Annotated in this window: 13 protein-coding genes, 1 tRNA gene and 1 pseudogene; 6 read left to right on the top strand and 9 right to left on the bottom strand. The window is 66.8% G+C overall.

Annotation, left to right across the window (positions count from 1 at the left end; translation table 11 throughout):
* Positions 1–73: 73 nt before the first annotated feature.
* Positions 74–1,855, bottom strand: a complete 1,782-nt coding sequence (locus ACTG9Q_RS18795; protein WP_455574114.1) for a GmrSD restriction endonuclease domain-containing protein — start codon at positions 1,853–1,855, stop codon at positions 74–76.
* Positions 1,856–2,387: 532 nt separating this feature from the next.
* On the opposite strand from ACTG9Q_RS18795, the gene ACTG9Q_RS18790 reads away from it, so the two are divergent.
* Positions 2,388–3,047 carry a hypothetical protein gene (locus ACTG9Q_RS18790; protein WP_455574113.1) on the top strand — a complete coding sequence of 220 codons (660 nt, stop codon included), beginning with the start codon at positions 2,388–2,390 and terminating at the stop codon, positions 3,045–3,047.
* A gap of 168 nt (positions 3,048–3,215) precedes the next feature.
* On the opposite strand, the gene ACTG9Q_RS18785 is transcribed toward ACTG9Q_RS18790, so the two are convergent.
* From ACTG9Q_RS18785 to ACTG9Q_RS18775, 3 genes are all read right to left on the bottom strand, one after another.
* Positions 3,216–3,599: an SH3 domain-containing protein gene (locus ACTG9Q_RS18785; RefSeq protein ID WP_455574112.1), complete on the bottom strand. Its 384-nt coding sequence runs from the start codon at positions 3,597–3,599 to the stop codon at positions 3,216–3,218.
* Positions 3,600–3,862: 263 nt separating this feature from the next.
* Complete coding sequence (locus ACTG9Q_RS18780) at positions 3,863–4,627, bottom strand: hypothetical protein (RefSeq protein ID WP_455574111.1); 765 nt, start codon at positions 4,625–4,627, stop codon at positions 3,863–3,865.
* The gene (locus ACTG9Q_RS18775) at positions 4,620–5,198 is read right to left on the bottom strand and encodes an RNA polymerase sigma factor (RefSeq protein WP_455574110.1); all 579 of its coding nucleotides are present in this window, start codon (positions 5,196–5,198) and stop codon (positions 4,620–4,622) included. Before ACTG9Q_RS18775 ends, ACTG9Q_RS18780 begins: the two co-directional genes overlap by 8 nt.
* Positions 5,199–5,820: 622 nt before the next feature.
* Here ACTG9Q_RS18775 and ACTG9Q_RS18770 point away from each other — a divergent pair.
* Positions 5,821–8,250, top strand: coding sequence for an ABC transporter substrate-binding protein (locus tag ACTG9Q_RS18770; RefSeq protein WP_455574109.1), 2,430 nt, complete (start codon positions 5,821–5,823; stop codon positions 8,248–8,250).
* 386 nt (positions 8,251–8,636) lie between these two features.
* On the opposite strand, the gene ACTG9Q_RS18765 is transcribed toward ACTG9Q_RS18770, so the two are convergent.
* Positions 8,637–10,196: an RICIN domain-containing protein gene (locus ACTG9Q_RS18765; RefSeq protein ID WP_455574108.1), complete on the bottom strand. Its 1,560-nt coding sequence runs from the start codon at positions 10,194–10,196 to the stop codon at positions 8,637–8,639.
* 1,000 nt (positions 10,197–11,196) lie between these two features.
* Between ACTG9Q_RS18765 and ACTG9Q_RS18760 the strand changes: the two genes are divergently transcribed.
* The gene (locus ACTG9Q_RS18760; RefSeq protein ID WP_455574107.1) at positions 11,197–11,349 is read left to right on the top strand and encodes a hypothetical protein; all 153 of its coding nucleotides are present in this window, start codon (positions 11,197–11,199) and stop codon (positions 11,347–11,349) included.
* A 603-nt stretch (positions 11,350–11,952) separates the two neighbouring features.
* On the opposite strand, the gene ACTG9Q_RS18755 is transcribed toward ACTG9Q_RS18760, so the two are convergent.
* Positions 11,953–12,348, bottom strand: a complete 396-nt coding sequence (locus tag ACTG9Q_RS18755) for a toll/interleukin-1 receptor domain-containing protein (RefSeq protein WP_455574106.1) — start codon at positions 12,346–12,348, stop codon at positions 11,953–11,955.
* A 166-nt stretch (positions 12,349–12,514) separates the two neighbouring features.
* Positions 12,515–12,664: a hypothetical protein gene (locus ACTG9Q_RS18750; protein ID WP_455574105.1), complete on the bottom strand. Its 150-nt coding sequence runs from the start codon at positions 12,662–12,664 to the stop codon at positions 12,515–12,517.
* A gap of 287 nt (positions 12,665–12,951) precedes the next feature.
* Here ACTG9Q_RS18750 and ACTG9Q_RS18745 point away from each other — a divergent pair, with 287 nt between their 5' ends.
* Positions 12,952–13,728, top strand: a complete 777-nt coding sequence (locus tag ACTG9Q_RS18745) for a pentapeptide repeat-containing protein (RefSeq protein WP_455574104.1) — start codon at positions 12,952–12,954, stop codon at positions 13,726–13,728.
* 125 nt (positions 13,729–13,853) lie between these two features.
* On the top strand, positions 13,854–15,017 hold the full coding sequence (locus ACTG9Q_RS18740) for a pentapeptide repeat-containing protein (RefSeq protein WP_455574103.1): 1,164 nt from the start codon (positions 13,854–13,856) through the stop codon (positions 15,015–15,017).
* Between the two features lie 177 nt (positions 15,018–15,194).
* Here the strand turns inward: ACTG9Q_RS18740 and ACTG9Q_RS18735 are convergent.
* A pseudogene (locus tag ACTG9Q_RS18735) lies at positions 15,195–15,931 on the bottom strand (IS256 family transposase); the annotation flags it as partial.
* A 346-nt stretch (positions 15,932–16,277) separates the two neighbouring features.
* Positions 16,278–16,350: transfer RNA gene (locus ACTG9Q_RS18730), tRNA-Ala, on the bottom strand.
* Positions 16,351–16,557: 207 nt separating this feature from the next.
* On the opposite strand from ACTG9Q_RS18730, the gene ACTG9Q_RS18725 reads away from it, so the two are divergent.
* The gene (locus ACTG9Q_RS18725; RefSeq protein WP_455574102.1) at positions 16,558–17,793 is read left to right on the top strand and encodes a phenylacetate--CoA ligase family protein; all 1,236 of its coding nucleotides are present in this window, start codon (positions 16,558–16,560) and stop codon (positions 17,791–17,793) included.
* Positions 17,794–17,830 lie beyond the last annotated feature (37 nt).

Raw genomic sequence — 17,830 nt, 5'->3', positions numbered from 1 at the left:
GCCGGAAAGATCACCCTGTTCATCCGCCGTGCCGCCGGCGAGATCGGTGCACAGCTACTGCCGGGACGGGCGGCTACTCGGTGTCGATCTGCGCGTCCTTGCCCATGGCTTTACCGACGAGAGCGAGCAGGGCCCTCTGCCGGGCCCTCATCGCGGCGGTGAAGTCGTCGTTGCGCAGATCCGTCGCCGAGACCAGGTGCGACTGCACGTTCCGGTCGATCTGCTCCGGCGTGGTGTCCGCTGGCCTGACCAGGCCGCGCAGGTAGGCGGAGGGGGCTCGGCCGCCGATGAGGCGGTTGGTGCGGGCGGTCAGCGGAGTCTTGTTGAGAATGGAGTTGTAGTCGGCGGGGGCGATGCGCTGCCTCTCGCACCACGCCTTGGGGAAGACGTGATGGATGTCGACCGCGTTGTCGAAGTAGTTCTCGTCGGACATGTCCGAGCCGGTTGCCCAGTCCACCGGCCCCACTTGGAGCAGCAGCGCGTAGAGGCCCTTGTAGGCGGCGGAGCCGCGGGTGCGCAGGGAGTGGAGGCGGCTGGAGAAGAACTGAGCCTCCTGCACGGTGCGAGGCTCACCGCCTTGCCCGGTCACCCAGGCCACGACCTCGGGCACGTCGCGCGCGAAGCGGGTCTCGGTGGTGCCGCCATACAGCTCGCCGAACACGCCGGACCAGTACCAACGGGAGATCTTCTCCCGCGCCCCGACGGTTCCGGCCTTGCCACCGAGCAGGGCGAGGATCGCGGACATCGGGATGAGCTGGCTGCCGTAGGGCAGGAACCGGGTGTCGAAGATGTGCTGTGAGTGCAGGAACTGCGCCGCCGACTTGAGGCCGTCGGTCACGGCGGGCGCCCACTTGCGGTACTCCGGCAGGGTGAGGTTGAGCATGTCCACCCGCCTGCAGCCGATGCGCGGAGCGGCGCCCTCGTCCCGGCCAACTTCGACGGCGGCCTGGTGGCGTTCGTGCGTGGCCAGCAGGGTCACTGCCTGGAGGAAATCCGTGTTGGCGACGTCGGAGAGGATTCGGTACTGGCTGCCCGCCCAGTGTGACCGGCGTTCGGCCCAGCTCTGGCGGAGGTCGAAGTCGTCGGCGGCGAAGGTGGCGGTCAGCAGCTCGAAGACGGTCAGGGTGACCCCACCGGTGTTGACCTTCTCGAAGACCTGGCAGACCGCCTGGCGAGGCGTGCTCTTGCCCAGCTCGATCACCGGCAGTTGGTACTGCTCGAACCGCCTGACCACGGCCTCGTGAAATTTCTCCCACAGCGCCAGATTGTCGGTCTGCCGCTCGGGCGAGTGCCGGAAGAACCCGATCATCCACTGCATCGAGTTGAACACCGCGGTGCAGGGGAACATGCGGTTCGCGTACTCGTGCTTCGGCGTGGACAGGTCCAGCAGCGCCTGTCCACGGAAGTCCAGGCGGACCTTGGTCTCGGGGATGAAGACCACGGCCTCCTCGCGGTCCCCGTCACCGAGGAGGGCCTTCTCCATGTCGATGTAGAACCAGCCGCGCGTGGTGTTGCCGCGGACGTCGTGGGTCTCCACCGGGGCGTCGCGGAACAGCGACTGGTAGAGCGAGGTCAACCGCTGCTGACCGTCCAGGATCAGCCGGTCGGGCACGGCGCTGGCGCGGGGCGCCCCTTCGACCGACCTGGTCTTGAAGCGGACGTCACCGCCCTGCTTCAGCATCATCACGGTGCCCGCCGGATAGCCCAGCGAGATCGAGGCGATCAGGCTGGCGATGTTGCGATCGGGCCACACCCAGCCGCGCTGGAACTCGGGGAGCTGCGCTTCGCCTCTGTCCACCTGGGTGAGCAGGTCCTTCAGGAACTCCTTCTCGATGCCGAAGGCCTCGACGCCCATGTGGATCACCCCGTTCGCCGTGCTGTCGAGGGATGTATCGCGCAGTCGGACGAAAAGGTTTCTCCAAACACCACATCATTTATATGAGCCCCAGTCATATTCTCCTGGGTAGGTGGCGGCCTCGACAACACAAGAGCACGGCCATCCAAGTCCTTTCGGAACTGACGAAAATTCTTGTGCCGCAACGTTTGCACGCTCACCAACAGGATCGTTCATCCACCTGTCACACCGTTACCAGCACACCACCGCCGAACGAAGGGGCAGCACACATGGCCTGGGTGGGGCAGTCGGGAAGCAACCACTGGCGCTGTCCGCCGCCTCGACTTCACCCACCTCGGCGCCACGAAGGACGACGTCTTCCGCTGCGGCCGCCGGGTCCAGGTCCTCCCCCGGCGCCTCACCGCGGCAGGGATCGTCCCGTGGCCGAGCCGCGTCACGCGGAGATGGGCCCCATCGCGGGACGTTCGCCCCTGCTCCTGAAGAGTGGCTGCGTCCACAATGAGCGTCTGCACGCGGCGGTGAGGAGACCGAGATGCGAGTGCGCACCACAACCCTTCTGGTCGGGGCAATCCTGGCGGCGACCGGGACCGGGCCTGTCGCCATCGCTGATGACAGCTCGCGCACCATCGTGTTCCGCACGAGGTTCACCGGCCTGGTAGCGACGGCGACGTGGACCACGTGTCCAGCACCCGCCATCGGCGATGTCTGCACCGACACCACCCTGCTCGCCTTCGACAGCGCAACCCGGGACGGGGAACTGCGGGATCGCGGGCCGGTCGTCCGCACCTTGACGTTCGTCTACCGAGTCGTCGGCGGCGAGATCGGGGCGGCGCCGGTGGCCGAGTGGTTCGGGCGGATCGAGGGCGGCGCGGTCGAGGGCAGGCCGCGCTTGGAGTCCGCCACCGCGGTGGCGGACGTGCCTGTCCTGCTCTGCACCGTGTTCCAGCCGGAGCACGGCATCTCCTGCCCGGACAGCGTCGCGGTGGACGCCAGGTGGACGAGCACCGGCGAAGTGGAGCGCATCGACGAGCACTCCGTCCGCCGCGACGCCGTGCGCTTGGAGAACACCTGGACCCGCGGCTGGACCCGCACCGCGACCACGAGCTGGACAGGCGTCGACGGAATTCTCGTCGCGGCCGATCTGACCAGGGCCGATCAGGGTGAGATCATCGTCCAACACCCGTTTGAGTAAATGGCGGTCGTGTCGCGACGGGCCGGGGCGGCGCTCGCGCGGGCGACGGTCGACGCAGGGCTCGGCAGCACGGGAGGACCGGAACGGCACCGAGGTACGGCCAGGGATCAGGCGTGGTCCGGCCGGACCTCGAGAAATCCGACCGGACCGTTCTTCCTCGGGCGTCGATCAGCAGTGCGTGGTGGCTCCGCCGTCGTCGAGGTAGGCGCCGTAGATCCAGCCGAGGCTGCTGCCGTTGTGGTCGCGGATCCAGGTCCAGCGGTGGCCGTAGTCGTTGATCGATTGGCAGTCGTAGTTGACGAGGGCGCCGTTGCTGACCTGGCCCACGATCGTGCAGGCGCCATAAGGGCCGGTGTGCACCGCGGCGCTGCCGGACTTGTTCACCTTGCCGGACCCGTTGTCCTTGTTGGTGTGCGGCCAGTGGGCGTTGCCGCAGGTAACCGCCGCCGCCTCGGCCGAAGCGGTCACGGTGGCCACGGCCACGGGGGCGGTCAGGGTAGCCAGCACCAACGCGGCCCCGGTCATGGCTACGCCGGTCAGAACATGAGGCATGCGCATGGAACTCCTCCTTTTAATGGTATGACTGGAACAGATCCGGCTTTGTCGACGGATTCGCGAGAACCCGACCGGGCTTCTGCCGGATTCGGAGTCGGCACGGTGATTCCGCCCGCTCCTTACTTCTGATACCCCGCCGGGAGGGAGAAGGTTCCATACTTTCTCGAACCGATTTTCCTGGGGCGGGCAGTGATTCGCAGGCACCGGAGAGCGACGGTGACCACAAGCCCTCTGGGGTGAACACCCGAGAGGGCTTGTGGTCAGAGGAGGTCGAGTTCTTCGGCGGCTCTCCTGAGCACATTGTCATCGACAGGCCCGGCGATCGCGTAGGTGAAGCCGTCGATCGACCAGGTGAACCGTGAACCCGAGCAGACCATTGCTCCGATGACCGCGGACAGGGCGGGGGTCTGGCCGGTATGGATCACGGTGTAGGAGCTGCCCTTGGCGGTTTTGACCCTTCGGCCGTCGTCGTGAGTGAATTCGCCTTCGATCACACCGCTCACGGTGACTTCCATGCCCTGCCGATACCGCTCGACAGTCACCAAATACCCGTCGACCTGGTAACGAGCCATCGCGGCCACTGGAGCGGAAGACGAACCGAGGGCATCCAACGTGTAGATCGCGACCGGCGCGCCGAACGCCGAGTTCGACGGCAACACCCATCCAGTGCCTCGGGTGAGTTCGGAGACCGACACGAACCGCGCGTCGGGCCACTCCACGCAGCCTCGATAATTTTCCTCAGGGCGAGGATCGAGGGTGCTTGTGCGACCGCCCCCGCTCGTGGAGCGGCCGCCATTCAGAACCACCTCGGCAGCCGGGACACCGGCCATGGCGACGATCACCACCGATGCGGCCGCCACGAGGATCTGCCAGGACCGCGGCCCGAAGCGCCCGGCGCGCGCCGAGCGCCGGGTCGCCACGCGCTCACGGATGGCGGCAACCGCGGCGGGAGCGGGTTCCTGGCACAGCTCCTGCTCAAGAACGGCCAACTCCTGGATCAGTTCCTCATCGTCGTGCTCACGCATGGTCCTTCACCTCACCCAGAGAAGACCGCACGACCCCCCGCAGACGCGCCAGCGCCCGGGAGGCACGCGATTTCACCGACCCGCGCGGCCAGTCGAGCACCTGGGCGGTCTCCATCTCCGACAACCCCAGCAGATAACGGCACCCCAGCACCTGGCGATCCTTCTCCGGCAGGCCGCGTAGCGCTGACCACAACACCTGGCTCCGCTCGGAGGCCAACATCGCCGCCTGCGGATCCCCCACCTCCGACGGACAGACCTCCTCCCGAGATTCCCTCAACACCGACACCCGGCCCGCCAACCCCACCCGGCGTGTGCGGGAGCGATGCAGATTCCGCGTCTGGTTCACCACGATCTGCAACAACCACGGCCGGAACGCGGCACCAACACGAAACCCGCCCAACCCGTCGAACGCCCGCACGAACGCCTCCTGCACGACATCCTCGAACTCACCCCCCGCACCCGAGAGCACCGCCACCCGACACGCCGCCGAATGATGCCGCCGCACCAGCACATCGAAGGCGTCCGCATCACCAGCACGAGCGCGCACCACTAGGTTCTCGTCACCATCCACGCAACACCCCCTCCTCGATGCGATGAAGCCCCCACTCTGGTTACACCGCACACCCCCACCGCGTTCCACCACGAGAGAACACCACCCGACCGCGCATGGGACATGCCCACACCGACGTCCAACAGATCACCGGCAGGCGCCGTGGCCGCGGAAAGGTCGAACCGCCCGTCGACCTTCGGTCGCGTGGGAGTATTCGACGCCGCACGCGAGCAGGGGTGGAACGTCTTGCGGTACAACACCGACGCCGACCAGGCCCGGAGAGCGCCGCGCTGACCGCCTAACGCCCTGACCAGGCGGACCGGAGAACCCGCACGTTACGGGATGCCAACCTGGACCGTTGGCTGCGGTTCACCGCTGTTGAACCCCGTTCAGCACGCGCGCGTGCTCCAGATTGCTCCACCTGCGCCATGAATCCGAATGTGCGCTCACGCCACACGCGCAGGGCAGTTCGCGCAAAACCAGTATGACGCGGAGGCCGCGGACAGCAGGTTCTGAGGACCGCTCGGCGGACCCGGTCGTTGCGGAGCTCAATTCTTCGCTCCCCCATGGGGAACTTGTAACACAAACGTCTTCATGATCGATCAGTAAACATACTTTGAGGGTGGTATCTGCGGAGGTTTGGATGCTCAGACCGGTCAACGGCATGAATAGGCTTGTCTCCCTGCTCGACGACGTGACGTGCGACAAGCCCAAACTGCCTCCTCTGGTGATCGTGACGACGTCGACCGATCAGATGTCGAACACCGACTTCCTCGCCGCTCTCACCGCCCGGTTGTCCGGGGAAGACAACAGCGCCTTGGTGCCGCACGCGTACGCGGACAAGAAACTCGTCTCGGCCGCCGCCAAGAAGGGGTTGCCGCCGTATGCGGCGTTGCTCGACATGGTCGTGCAGGAACTACGGCACCGCATCCCCCGCAGCGCGGGAAGGAACTGGAAAGCCCGCAGGTTCCAACTCGTCCAGGACATCCTCGAAACCGATGGGAAGATCGACGCGGCGGGCCAGGCCACGCAGAGAACCAGGCTCCTCGCCCTGCTGTACGAGCATTGGGAAACCCGTCATCCCTTACTCGGCTGGGCTCGTGGGATGAGCCAGACGGAGTTGCCGGTCCAACTGGTCGGCACGTTGTTCACCGCGATCGTGAGCGGTCCGCTCAAATGGCTGTACACCAGGAGGCTCAACGGCCGTTCGACGCGGTGGTTCCGTGACTTGGTGAAGAGTAATGTCGGCGAACCGGGTGACTTCGCATCCCAGGCGTTTCGGTTGCTGTCCATCGGCAGTCTGGAGGAAGAGCACCGCGACCACCTTCATCTCCAGGTCCTGGTCAAGGCGATCCTGGAGGATCTGTCCGACCTGATGCGGCCCGGCCGGATCTCGCCGCGTCGTCGCCGCCGCCGTTGGACGCCGGTCCTGCTGCTGGACGGGGCCCAGCCTCGCGTCGCAGACCTGGTCGATGAGTTCGCCCAGCAGATGAGGGACCTCAGCCCCGCCCCGTTGCTGATCATCGGCACGCTGGCTCCCGAACACACCGCTCGTGTGGCTGCGATCACGCACAACGTGCCCGACGCGGCAACCACGTTGAACCGGTTCGTTGACGGCGAGCGGGCGGCGCTGCCCGAGAAGCCGTACCTGGCGCTCCGATTGCCTGTGGCAGGAGAGGAAGCCGCGCAGGAGAACCCGGCCGTCGCGGCGTGGATCCGTTCACACCCCCGTGTTGCACTGCGGGTGCCGGGCCTGTCGGCGGTGGGGCCGCTGGCCGTCGTGGTCTCCCTGCTGGCCGGCGCGGTGGGGTTCGGCGCCTACCAGTACCTGCTGGGCGGCTGCTCCGACACGAAGATCAATACCTCCGGTGAACGCGTCGGTGTCATCGACAGCGGGTGCAGCTTCGTCAGCGGCAAGACCATCGACAACGAACACGTGCCGGACCTCGCCACCCTCGAACGACAGGCGTTCGAGAACAACAGCGCCGTGGACAAGCTCAAGGACCGGCAGGGCAATCCGCGCTACTACCGCACCGTGATCTTCTTCGGCCCGCTGACCCGAGCCGACCAGGCCGAGAGCACGGCACCGCCAAACGCCATCTGGCAGCTGCAAGGCGTGATCAGCAAGCAGAAAGAGCACAACGAACTTGCCGACAGCGACGACGGCAAGGTGCCGGTGAAGCTGGTCCTGGCCAACAGCGGTGACCGGTTCGCCGACGGTCAGTGGGTCGCGGAGCGGATCGCGGAGCGCGAGCGGGCCGGGCGTGGCGAACTGGCGGCCGTCATCGGCATCTCCCAGAGCAGGCCGCAGGCGCTGGATGCGGTCGGCAGCCTCAGCGGCATCCCAGTGATCGGCGCGGCGATGTACGGCAGCGGCATGACCTCCAACCGCAACATGTTCCTCTCGTCGCCGTTCAACGCGGCGTTCGCCGAGGAGATCGCGAAGTGGGTGCGAGCACAACCCGGTGTTCAGGGCGGGGCGGTCGTCTACGACCCCGACGACACCTACTTCAGCAACGAACTGCGCGCCGAGCTGAACAAGCGGAAGGTCGGCTCGGACGACAAGGACGTCGTGGCCAAGGAGGTGCCCACCCGGAACGGCACCACCGACCCCACGCTCAAGAGCGAGGACGTGGAGCGGCTGTGCGCCGAAGCCGACACCGTCGTGCCGGTCATCGCCAGCCGCGGCGACCAGCTGATCAAGCTGCTCTCCATCGGCGCGGGCCTCAAGGCCTGCAAGGACCGCGTGAAGCCGATCCGGATCATCTCCGGGCCGGGCGGCGTGGTGGTCGCGGGATCCGGCGTCCTGGCCAACTATCCCTGGGTGGAGGTGTGGGTGACGGGCTTGGCCCGCACTGCCGATCAGAGCGAGTGGATCGCGGGCTCCAACGCCTTCGGAATGGCCGCTCAGGCGATCGCCGACGCCCACCAGGCCACCACGCAGTTCCCCGACTGGGACGTCTCCCAGGTCCTGGCCTGCCTGCGGGACCCGGAGTTCGACTACGACGGTCTCAAGCCCAACGTCCCCGGAATCGGCGAGGGCCGCGTGCACATCATCGAGCCTAGGGCTTGAATTGGCGTCGGTGACAGTGGCGAGGACCTGGCCGAGTTCGTCGCCACGATCGTCGAGGACGCGTGGTGGCGAGGCATTCCTCTGTGGACATCGGCGTCGACGTGGACCGAGGCTCCCGTTCTGGTCACTCCTACCGGCGGTTGGGGTGATCAGAACAGGAACCTCGGTCGGTGCTGCTCCGGGTGTGTCAGCAGATGGTGTCGGTCGCACCCGGAAACCGCACGTCCTTCCCCGCGTGCCGCGACCGGCTCAGTGGTGCGTTGCTCGGCGTGCGCATGAAGGCCAGGCCAAACGGTAGTGGCGGTCTTTGGACGCGTCGACCGTCAGGGTTTCCGGACCCTGGAGCTGCGGATCGGAGAAGGTCAGGGAATTCGGGCTGGCCGGTGTCAGGAGATGGAGAAGACTGAGGCCCATTTCTGGCTGGTCGAGCTGGCGGAAGCGGTGTTGGCGGTGACGGCCTGGCCCGCGGTGGCGTTGCCGTCCAGGACGAAACCGGTGACGGGGTTGGTCAGGGTGTAGGTGCCGACGCTGTTCTGTGTCACCTGCCAGCGCTGGTTGGCGGCGCCGAGGTTGATGGCCTGCAGGGATATCTGGCCGCCTGCGGTGGCCGGTGCGGTCAGGTAGAGCGGGATCGGGCAGCTGTCGTAGACCCGCGCGGTGCCGTCGCCGTTGAGGTCGAACTTCCAGCGCTGGGAGGCCCGAGAGGTGTCCAGCGCCGCGAACTGGGCCATCGACTGGAGGGCGAGGCTGCAACCCGTGCCGCGCTGCAGGGCGACGCCGCCGCCGTTGCTGAGCGAGTGGTAGGCGTTGTCGCCGACGATCGTGGGGCCGTAGTTGATGGCGTAGGAGTCCAGTGCGGTGAGCGCGGTGCCGGTGGTGGACAGTGGCGGCGTGGCGGTCGGGCGGACGTTTTTGAACCAGTCGGCGAAGGTCGAGGGGGTGTTCGCGGCCAGGGTCTTGATGGTGCGGTCCCAGCTGCCGTCCACCTGGTTCCACAGTTTCAGCAGCGAGCCGGCGACGTTGCCTTGTACGTGGTCGCCGGTGTGCCAGCCCGCGGCGTGGGTGAACGGGTAGGAGTCGCCGTCCGGAAAGACGTAGCGGTTGTCGCCCAGTAGGTAGGCCGCGACCGCGTCGCCGAAGCCCTCGGTCCAGGCGCAGGTGGCCGACGACGCGTACGGGATGTAGTGGGGGTTGCAGTTGGTGATGGTCGGCCATGTGCTGTTGTACAGCCGGTGTTGGAAGAAGTGGCCCGCTTCGTGCAGCACGGTGTGCTCGGAGTCCGGGTCGGCGTCGGCCAGGTGGATGGTGTTCGCCAGGTCGTAGTACGGGCCGCTGACGGACCCGGTGTACCAGCGCAGCGTCAGCGTGGTGCAGGTCGCGGGGTTCGCCTCGGCGGTCGTCCAGCACGGGGTGGTCGAGTTGGCCCGGCGCGACCAGAGCAGGTTGACGGTGTCGAAGGTGTGCCAGGCGCGGGCCGCGGTGGCCGGTTTGACCACGCCGAGGGCGACACTCGCCGAGACGTTCGACTGCACCGGCGTGTCATGGGTGTAGACCGTGCCGGAGGAGTCGGCGACCCGCCACACCTGGTTGTTGCGGGTGGCGAAGCGCACGAACAGGCGGTCCATCGCGGTGGTGGTGACCGGGGTGTGGCAGAGGTTGAACGAGCCGTCGGCCGCACCGGTCAGTCGGGTGTCGGTGTTCAGCTTCTGGTCGGTGTCGGTCGACTTCTCCCGGCCCCACAGCTCGACCGAGGCGTTGCGGGCGCCCCTGGTCAGGGTCGGCTTGGGGATGCCACCCTCGGCGGACAGGAAATCGAACTGGAGAGTGCCGCTCAGGCAGATCGGCTGCACGGCGGAGGCGACACCCGCGGAAAGCGGCATCATGACGCCTGCGGCGAGCACCGCGGGCACCAGCAGGCGGAACAAAGCGGTGGACCGGTATAACATGGTCGTCCTTCCAAAGTGTCCGAATCCGCCGAATGGCAGACCCGGCGCAGGGGAGGGGAAGGTGGAGGCTCTGGCTTGACCCGTGGTCGCGGCGTCAGGTGACGGGCCGTTCGGGCCGTCATTGATTGTCGATTCGGCGCCACACCTCCCACAAGAGCCGAAAGAGTTACACGCCGGGCGGTGCGACCTCAGCGCTCACATCACCCCCGGAACTCCCCCCCGTGGCAGGACATCACCGATAAAGCGTTTCGACGGTGACATGCAGCATAGGCCGAGTGGGTACCGTGAACTCCCGGATGGCGCAGGTGGGAACACTTACGGTCTGACTAATCCGCGGTTCGCGTGACAACTGCCTGCGAAAGTGCCGGAATAGTTCGCATGTACCACTTGAACAATAGACGACTTGCCGTATTGACAAGCGACTCTCGGTTACCCGCAACCCCGCCCCTCGGCTGCGACCCCGCGGTCCGTGCCTGTTCATCGCCGCATGGGGCGCGTAAGGTTTCGAGAGGCTGCCGTCCGCGAACTCGTCGGTCGTATTTTTGACGTCCCCATTTGCGGGTACATGTCCGCAAAGTGTGGTATTGCGTTCATGATGGTCGAGGTGTGCACCGCCTCCCGTTTACCTGGTCCCAGATCGGCGAGGAGAATTCGATGAGACACGTCCGTTACGAAGATTGCCGACTGCGCCGGCCACCGTGGCAATGGCGGCCGGGTTGACCCTGGTGACCGCAAACGCCGGGATGGGCGGCACCCCCGAGCAACGACAATTTCGCCAGCGCCACAACCGTCAGCGGCTCCTTCACCGACAGCGTCGACACCACCGAGGCAACGAGAGAGAACGACGAACCCGCTCCCCCTGCGACTCCTTCGGCACCGCCGTCAACACGGTCTGGTACGCCCTGACCCCCACCGGTGCGGGGACGGCCGCCTTCGACACCGCCGGGTCAGACTTCCCCGTGATGCTGCACGTACCCTCGGCGCAGCCCACATCGTCACCATGACCGGCACCGTCACCACCGGACTCTTCACCGGCGACACCGTCGCATCAACCGCCATCAGCCCGTCCGCCCCAATCCTGCTGTGCACCCTCGGACTGGGCACCGTCACCAACACCACCTCCTCCCTCCTCCTCGAAATCACCTCGACATAGCCGCTCGCGCCGCGGACGCGAGTTTCTGAGCCACCGCAGGCCAGGCACGGCAATGAGCCGAGTCCACCCGAATCCGCTCACGACCGACACGGTCGGTGAGGCACCCGAGGCCGGGGGTCGAACCTGCCCTATAGGTCGAACGCAGCCAGATTCGCTATGCCATGGAGCGTGAAGTAGCCCTCTACCTCGGGAGAGTGCCGCCGTATGAGAATGACGACGCTGGTGCTGACCTGGTCAGGACCGTTGAGGACATCATAGAGACGCCAGCAGGCAGTGAGCCGTCAGCAGGTTGCGAGACGCGTCGACGACGCCTCAGCCGCTCGTCGACCGGGCAAACGGATGAGAACTGGCGACAGTTGAATTCGCGACTGTGCCAGTAGAGCGTCGCCGATCCCGGCGAAGTCCCGCTGCGTCTCGCAGCGCCGTAGCCAACCGCTCGGCCGTAGCGTCCGCTTCCTACTCTCGGCACTTTCGCGTCGCAGCGGTAACGATGCCCGCGATCTCGGCCGCGATCTCCTCCAACGTGCTGTCCGTGGTGCTGCGGGCCAGCTTGTCGGCGAGGGAGGGGCTGTGGGAGATGACTTCCGCCTTGGTGAGCCGGTGTCATAGCGGCAGCATGACCTGCGAGCCGTCGACGGTTCGAGTGACCAAGCCATCCAGCTCGTACTGCGCCCACCCTTTGGCGAAGAACGACTCCGAGAGCACAACGACCCCAAACGCGCTGTTGGCGATGCCCTGATCGATCTTGCGACGAAGGCTGTCGCCAAGCTTCAGTTCGAACTCGTCGCACCAAACCCGCAACTTTAAGTCTTGAAGCGCGTGGGCGAGCGGACGGACGATCTCGTCCTTGTCTTCGGAGGCATGGGAGATGAACACGTCCCACTGCTTGATGATCAGCTCGTTGTCGGCGTGGTTGAGGGCGGCGACGGACAAACTCCGCGACAGAGTCCGGGCGTCAGTCAGCTCATGGTCGACCACGAACAGCAGAGAAGGCAGCACCGGCGGGAGTAGGCACGTATGGATCCGCCGGAACATCGAGGATAACGATCTGCGCGACTGGACCAGCGCGGAGACCGAGGCGACAACCCGTTCGTCCGGGCGGCGTGAGTCGACTCTCGGTGATTGTCCGTCCCCTCGGCTTGGAGCTGTTGGTGTGCGGCGATGATCAGCGGGTGACGAGTTCTCCGGTTCCGCAGCCTGAACAGCTCCCCGCGACCATCAAGCCGTTGTCCGAGTGGACCTTGGCGGTGGTCGTCACCGTGATCGTGGTGCTCACCGGCGCGCTGGTGACGTTGTTGTGGCTGACCTTGGCCACAGGCCCCGTCGATCCCGCGCGAGCGGGAACGCAGCTGGAGGTGCTGCGTATCGGCACCACCATCGCCCTGGGCGGAGGCGGGGGGCATCGCCCTGTTCCTGGCGTGGCGGCGACAGCGCTCCACCGACATCGGACTACTACAGAAGCAACAGGACCAGGCCGACGTCGCCCGCGCCTACGAGCTACAACATGCGACCGCCGAGGCCACCCAACGCGACGCCGAGGCCCGGCGGATCACCGACCTCTACACCAAAGCCGTCGAACAACTCGGCTCCGACAAAGCCCCGGTGCGCCTCGGCGGGCTCTACGCCCTGGAACGCCTCGCCCAAGACCACCCCGAACAGCGCCAGACCATCGTCAACGTGCTCTGCGCCTACCTGCGCATGCCCTACACACTGCCCAGCGACATGCCCGTCGACGACACGGACGACAAGCTCATCGGCACCTACCGCAAACGCGCCCAAGAGCGCGAAGCCCGCCTCACCGCCCAACGCATCCTCGCCACCCACCTCCACCCCGGAAACGACCCCGAAGATCCGCAGGACACCTTCTGGAAGGAGATCGACCTCGACCTCACCGGCGCCACCCTCATCGACCTCGACCTCGCCAACTGCACCATCCGCACCACCAGGTTCGACAAGGCCACATTCATCGGCACCGCCGGGTTCAGCGGGGCCACATTCACCAACAACGCCTCGTTCCACGAGACCACCTTCACCGGCACCGCAGGCTTCCACGGAGTCACCTTCACCGGCACCGCCGGGTTCCACGGGGTCACCTTCACCGGTCACGCCAGGTTCCACAAGACCGTCTTCACCGGCCACGTCTCGTTCAACGAGGCCACCTTCACCGGCCACGCCGAGTTCAGCAGGACCACCTTCACCGGCCACGCCGGATTCCGCGGAACCACCTTGCCACCCACCCGGTACATCGGCACCAAGACGCCGCCGTCCCCATGGACGAACTTCATCGGCGCGCGATTCGAGCTGAGTGTGCCCGCAAAGGTCACACGGTTCGTGACAGCGCCGGAGGACGAAACCGGAAGCGACCCGCAGAACCGGTAGAACCGCGTATCCGTGCGTGATGAGTTCGACGTATCGGGGGTTCAGAGCAACGGGGCGGCGGTTGTGGAGATGATCAGTGGGTGACGAGTTCTCCGGTACCGCAGCCGCCGCGGCCTGATCCGCCGATGGCGCCGCTGTCGAAGAAGGTGATCGCCTGGGTGGCCGCGGGCATTGCCACCGCGACGCTGGCCTTGGTCGTGGTGTTGTGGTGGGCCGGGACCAGCGGACTGGACGGCGAGAAGTTGGTAACCGCCCGGTTCGACGCGCTGCGCACCGGGCTGAGCATCGGCCTCGGCGGCGGCGGCCTGTTCGCCCTCTACCTGGCGTGGCGGCGCCAGCACTCCACCGAAATCGGACTGGCCCAGAAGCAACAGGACCAAGCCGACGTCGCCCGCGCCTACGACCTGCAGAGAGAGACCGCCGAGGCAACCCAGCGCGACGCCGAGGCCCGGCGGATCACCGAGCTCTACACCAAGGCCGTCGAGCAGCTCGGCTCCGATAAAGCCCCGGTGCGCCTGGGCGGGCTCTACGCCTTGGAGCGCCTGGCCCAGGACCACGTCGAGCAGCGTCAGACCATCGTCAACGTGCTGTGCGCCTATCTGCGCATGCCCTACACCCTGCCCGGCGACCCACCCGAGACCGACGCCGTCACCGACCCCGACCTCCGCAAAGAGCTCACCGCCGAGCATCGCGACGGCACGCAGGAACGCGAGGTCCGCCTCACCGCCCAACGCATCCTCACCCACCACCTCCGACCCGGTCCCGACAACCCGGTCGAGACGTTCTGGGAAAACATCGATCTCGACCTCACCGGCGCCACCCTGATCAACTTCACCCTCACCAACTGCACCGTCCGCACCGCCGAATTCGACAGGGCCACCTTCATCGGCACCACCAGGTTCGACGAGGCCACCTTCACCGGCAACGCCAGGTTCACCAAGACCGCCTTCACCGGCAACGCCTGGTTCACCGAGGCCACCTTCACTGGCAACGCCTGGTTCGTCCAGGCCACCTTCACCCGCGACACCTGGTTCGTCCAAGCCACTTTCACCCGCGAAGCTTGGTTCGTCCAGGCCACCTTCACCGGCGACGCCTGGTTCGCCGAGGCCACCTTCACCCATGACGCCAGGTTCGACGGGGCCACCTTGCCGAGTACCCGCTACGTAGACCGCACGACGCCGTCACCGTGGACGAACTTTCATGGTGCGTGCTTCAAGCACAGCGTGCCCGCAGAGGTGGCGGGGTTCGTGTCGGAGGACGAGGCCCAAGGCGACGCCGAGAACCGGTAGAGCCGCGTGTTCGGCTGTGATCAGTTGTCTTGGGCTCGGGCGTGCCACGTAGGCGGTCCAGTCGGCTCCGGCGAGTTGGCGTGGCGCAGGGCGGTGTCGGGTGTGATGGCGAATGCGTTGGCGAGGACGGATGATCGTGCTTGGCGGACGAGGGTGCGCCAGGTGGCGGTGCGCATGGCTCGGGTTCCAGCGCATGGTCCAGCGTTTGCGGCCGGTGCCGGTGGGGTCCAGGCTCATGATGGCCGTGTAGACGCACTTGAGCGCGGCTCGTTCGTTGGGGAAGTGACCGCTGGCTTTGATGGCGCGGCGGATGCGGGCGTTGACGCTCTCGATCGCGTTGGTCGAGCAGATCACCCGCCGGATCTCCGGGTCGAACGCCAGGAACGGCACGAACTCGGCCCAGGCATTGAGCCACAACCGCACGATCGCCGGATACCGGGTGCCCCATGCCTCGGTGAACTCGGCGAACCACTCTCGGCGGCGGCCTCCGTCGAGGCGGTGTACACCGGCTTGAGCGCCTTGCGATCGCGGCCCAGTGCTGGCGGCCCGCGTAGCGGAAGCTGTTGCGCAGCAGGTAGACCACGCAGGTCTGGATAATCGTCTGCGGCCAGACCGTGGCGATCGCGTGGCAGTCCGATCAGCCCGTCGCAGACGACCATGAGCACGTCGTCGATGCCGCGGTTCTTGAGCTCGGTGAGCACGTGCAACCAGTACTTGGCGCCCTCACCGCCGTCGCCGGCCTACAACCCGAGGATGTCGCGACGACCATCGCAAATCACCGCGAGCGCGACGTAGATCGGCCGGTTGGCCACCTGACCTTCACAGATCTTGACGTGGATCGCGTCGATGAAGATCACCGGATAGACCGGGTCGAGTGGCTGGTTCTGCCATTCGATCATGCCCTCGATCACTCGCCGGCCAGAGCGCCGAGTTCGGCCAGGGGGGGCGTTGTCCTAGCGGGCGTTCAGGCAGGTGATGCTGGAGCGGACGCCGAACCAGTCCCGCACGATGGAAGGGTTGACCCGAGCGTTCTGGGCGGACTCGGCGATGGCGCGGGTGCCGCGTTACCGGGTAGTCCAACACCACCCAGTCGGGCTACCGATCCTGGAGCAGCCCGTGACCCTATTTCGCGCCATTCCAGGCACCGCTCCAGTTTTGCTCCAGTTCGGTGCACCACTGTCCAAACAGGACACATAAACAAGATCGCCCACCGAGCCTGTTAGTGCAGGCAAGATGGGCGATCTGAATATTATTCACTTGTGGAGCTGAGGGGACTCGAACCCCTGACCCTCACACTGCCAGTGTGATGCGCTACCAGCTGCGCCACAGCCCCGTGTCAGCTTCGCCAGTAGGTTCCTGGCGTGCTGCGCATACGCTACACGACTGGGTTCGGGGGGTGGAAATCGGGGGGTCGGGGGGTTCCCTGGGCAGGGGGCGGGTGCTAGACCAAGTGACCGTGACCATAGCGAGTGCGGAGATGGTGGAGCCCGAGGTTGAGGGGATGGCGCCGGAGCGGCGGAGGGAGGGGCAGGAGGGGCGGTTGAGGGGGTTGGTGGATCGGCTGCTGGCGGCTGGTGGGGTGCAGGCGGCGAGGTTGCGGGACTGCGGGGTTCGGGGTGGGGGTGACGTGTCGCTGGACCTCATCGGGCGGTTGCCGATGGTGCGCAAGCGCGATCTTTGGGAGCACTACCCGTATGGGTTGCGGGCGGTGGATGAGGACGAGGTGGTGTGCGTCCACGGGTCGTCCGGGACCGGGGGGCGGCCGACGTTGGTGCCGTACACCGCTCGTGACCTGGAGATCTGGGGTGAGGTGATGGCGCGGGCGCTGGGTGGGGCCGGGGCGACGCGGCGCAGTGTCGTGCACAACGCGTATGGGTACGGGTTGTTCACGGGGGGTCTGGGGGTGCACCACGGGGCGATCAGGCTGGGGGCGACGGTGGTGCCGCTCTCGGGTGGGATGACCGACCGGCAGGTGCGGTTGATCCGGGACCTGCGGCCGGACGTGCTGACCTGCACGCCCTCCTTCGCCGTGCACCTAGGTGAGGCGTGCGCGCGGGCGGGGGTGGAGCCGACCTTCACGGTGGGCGTGCACGGGGCCGAGCCGTGGACCACCGAGCTCAAGGCCACCATCGAGCGGCTGCTGGGCATCAGGGCGTACGACATCTACGGGCTCTCCGAGGTCATCGGCCCTGGCGTGGCCTGCGAGTCCGCCGACTCCGGCGGGATGCTCACCATCGCCGAGGACCACTTCTACCCCGAGTGCGTCGACGCCGACGGCAACCCGGTGCCCGACGGCACCCCGGGTGAGCTGGTCTTCACCACGCTGACCAAGACCGGGATGCCCCTGCTGCGCTATCGGACCGGCGACGTGGCCACCCTCGCCGGACCCGCCGAGGGCTCCGCCCGGACGCTGCGGCGGATGTCGAAGCTGGTGGGGCGCACCGACGACATGCTCATCGTGCGCGGGGTCAACGTCTACCCGACCGAGGTGGAGGCCGTGGTGCTGGCCGACGCCCGGGTCAGCCCGCACTACCTGATCGTCGACGACCGGCGCACCGCGCGGGCGGAGCTGCGGGTGGCCGTCGAGCCGGTGGACACCGCCATCGACGAGGACGGCCTCGCCCAGGAACTCACCCGGGCGCTGCGGGAACGCCTCGGGGTCGGGGTGGACGTTCGGGTCCTGCCCGCCGGGACCGTGCCGCGCACCGAGGTGGGCAAGGCCCAGCGCGTCATCCGGTGGACAGAGGGCCCCGCGCCGCTGCCCGGCCTCACCTGAGCAGCGGGGTCAGCCAGGCACGAGTACGGCGGGTTGA

The organism is Actinokineospora lacus (assembly GCF_053813445.1).
This window is presented reverse-complemented; position numbering and strand designations above follow the sequence as displayed.

What these genes read in the sequence shown, in the direction of transcription:
- ACTG9Q_RS18795 (WP_455574114.1), bottom strand. Translation starts at nt 1,855, where the DNA reads ATGGGCGTCGAGGCCTTCGGCATCGAGAAGGAGTTCCTGAAGGACCTG.
- ACTG9Q_RS18790 (WP_455574113.1), top strand. Translation starts at nt 2,388, where the DNA reads ATGCGAGTGCGCACCACAACCCTTCTGGTCGGGGCAATCCTGGCGGCG.
- ACTG9Q_RS18785 (WP_455574112.1), bottom strand. Translation starts at nt 3,599, where the DNA reads ATGCCTCATGTTCTGACCGGCGTAGCCATGACCGGGGCCGCGTTGGTG.
- ACTG9Q_RS18780 (WP_455574111.1), bottom strand. Translation starts at nt 4,627, where the DNA reads ATGCGTGAGCACGACGATGAGGAACTGATCCAGGAGTTGGCCGTTCTT.
- ACTG9Q_RS18770 (WP_455574109.1), top strand. Translation starts at nt 5,821, where the DNA reads ATGCTCAGACCGGTCAACGGCATGAATAGGCTTGTCTCCCTGCTCGAC.
- ACTG9Q_RS18765 (WP_455574108.1), bottom strand. Translation starts at nt 10,196, where the DNA reads ATGTTATACCGGTCCACCGCTTTGTTCCGCCTGCTGGTGCCCGCGGTG.
- ACTG9Q_RS18760 (WP_455574107.1), top strand. Translation starts at nt 11,197, where the DNA reads ATGACCGGCACCGTCACCACCGGACTCTTCACCGGCGACACCGTCGCA.
- ACTG9Q_RS18740 (WP_455574103.1), top strand. Translation starts at nt 13,854, where the DNA reads ATGGCGCCGCTGTCGAAGAAGGTGATCGCCTGGGTGGCCGCGGGCATT.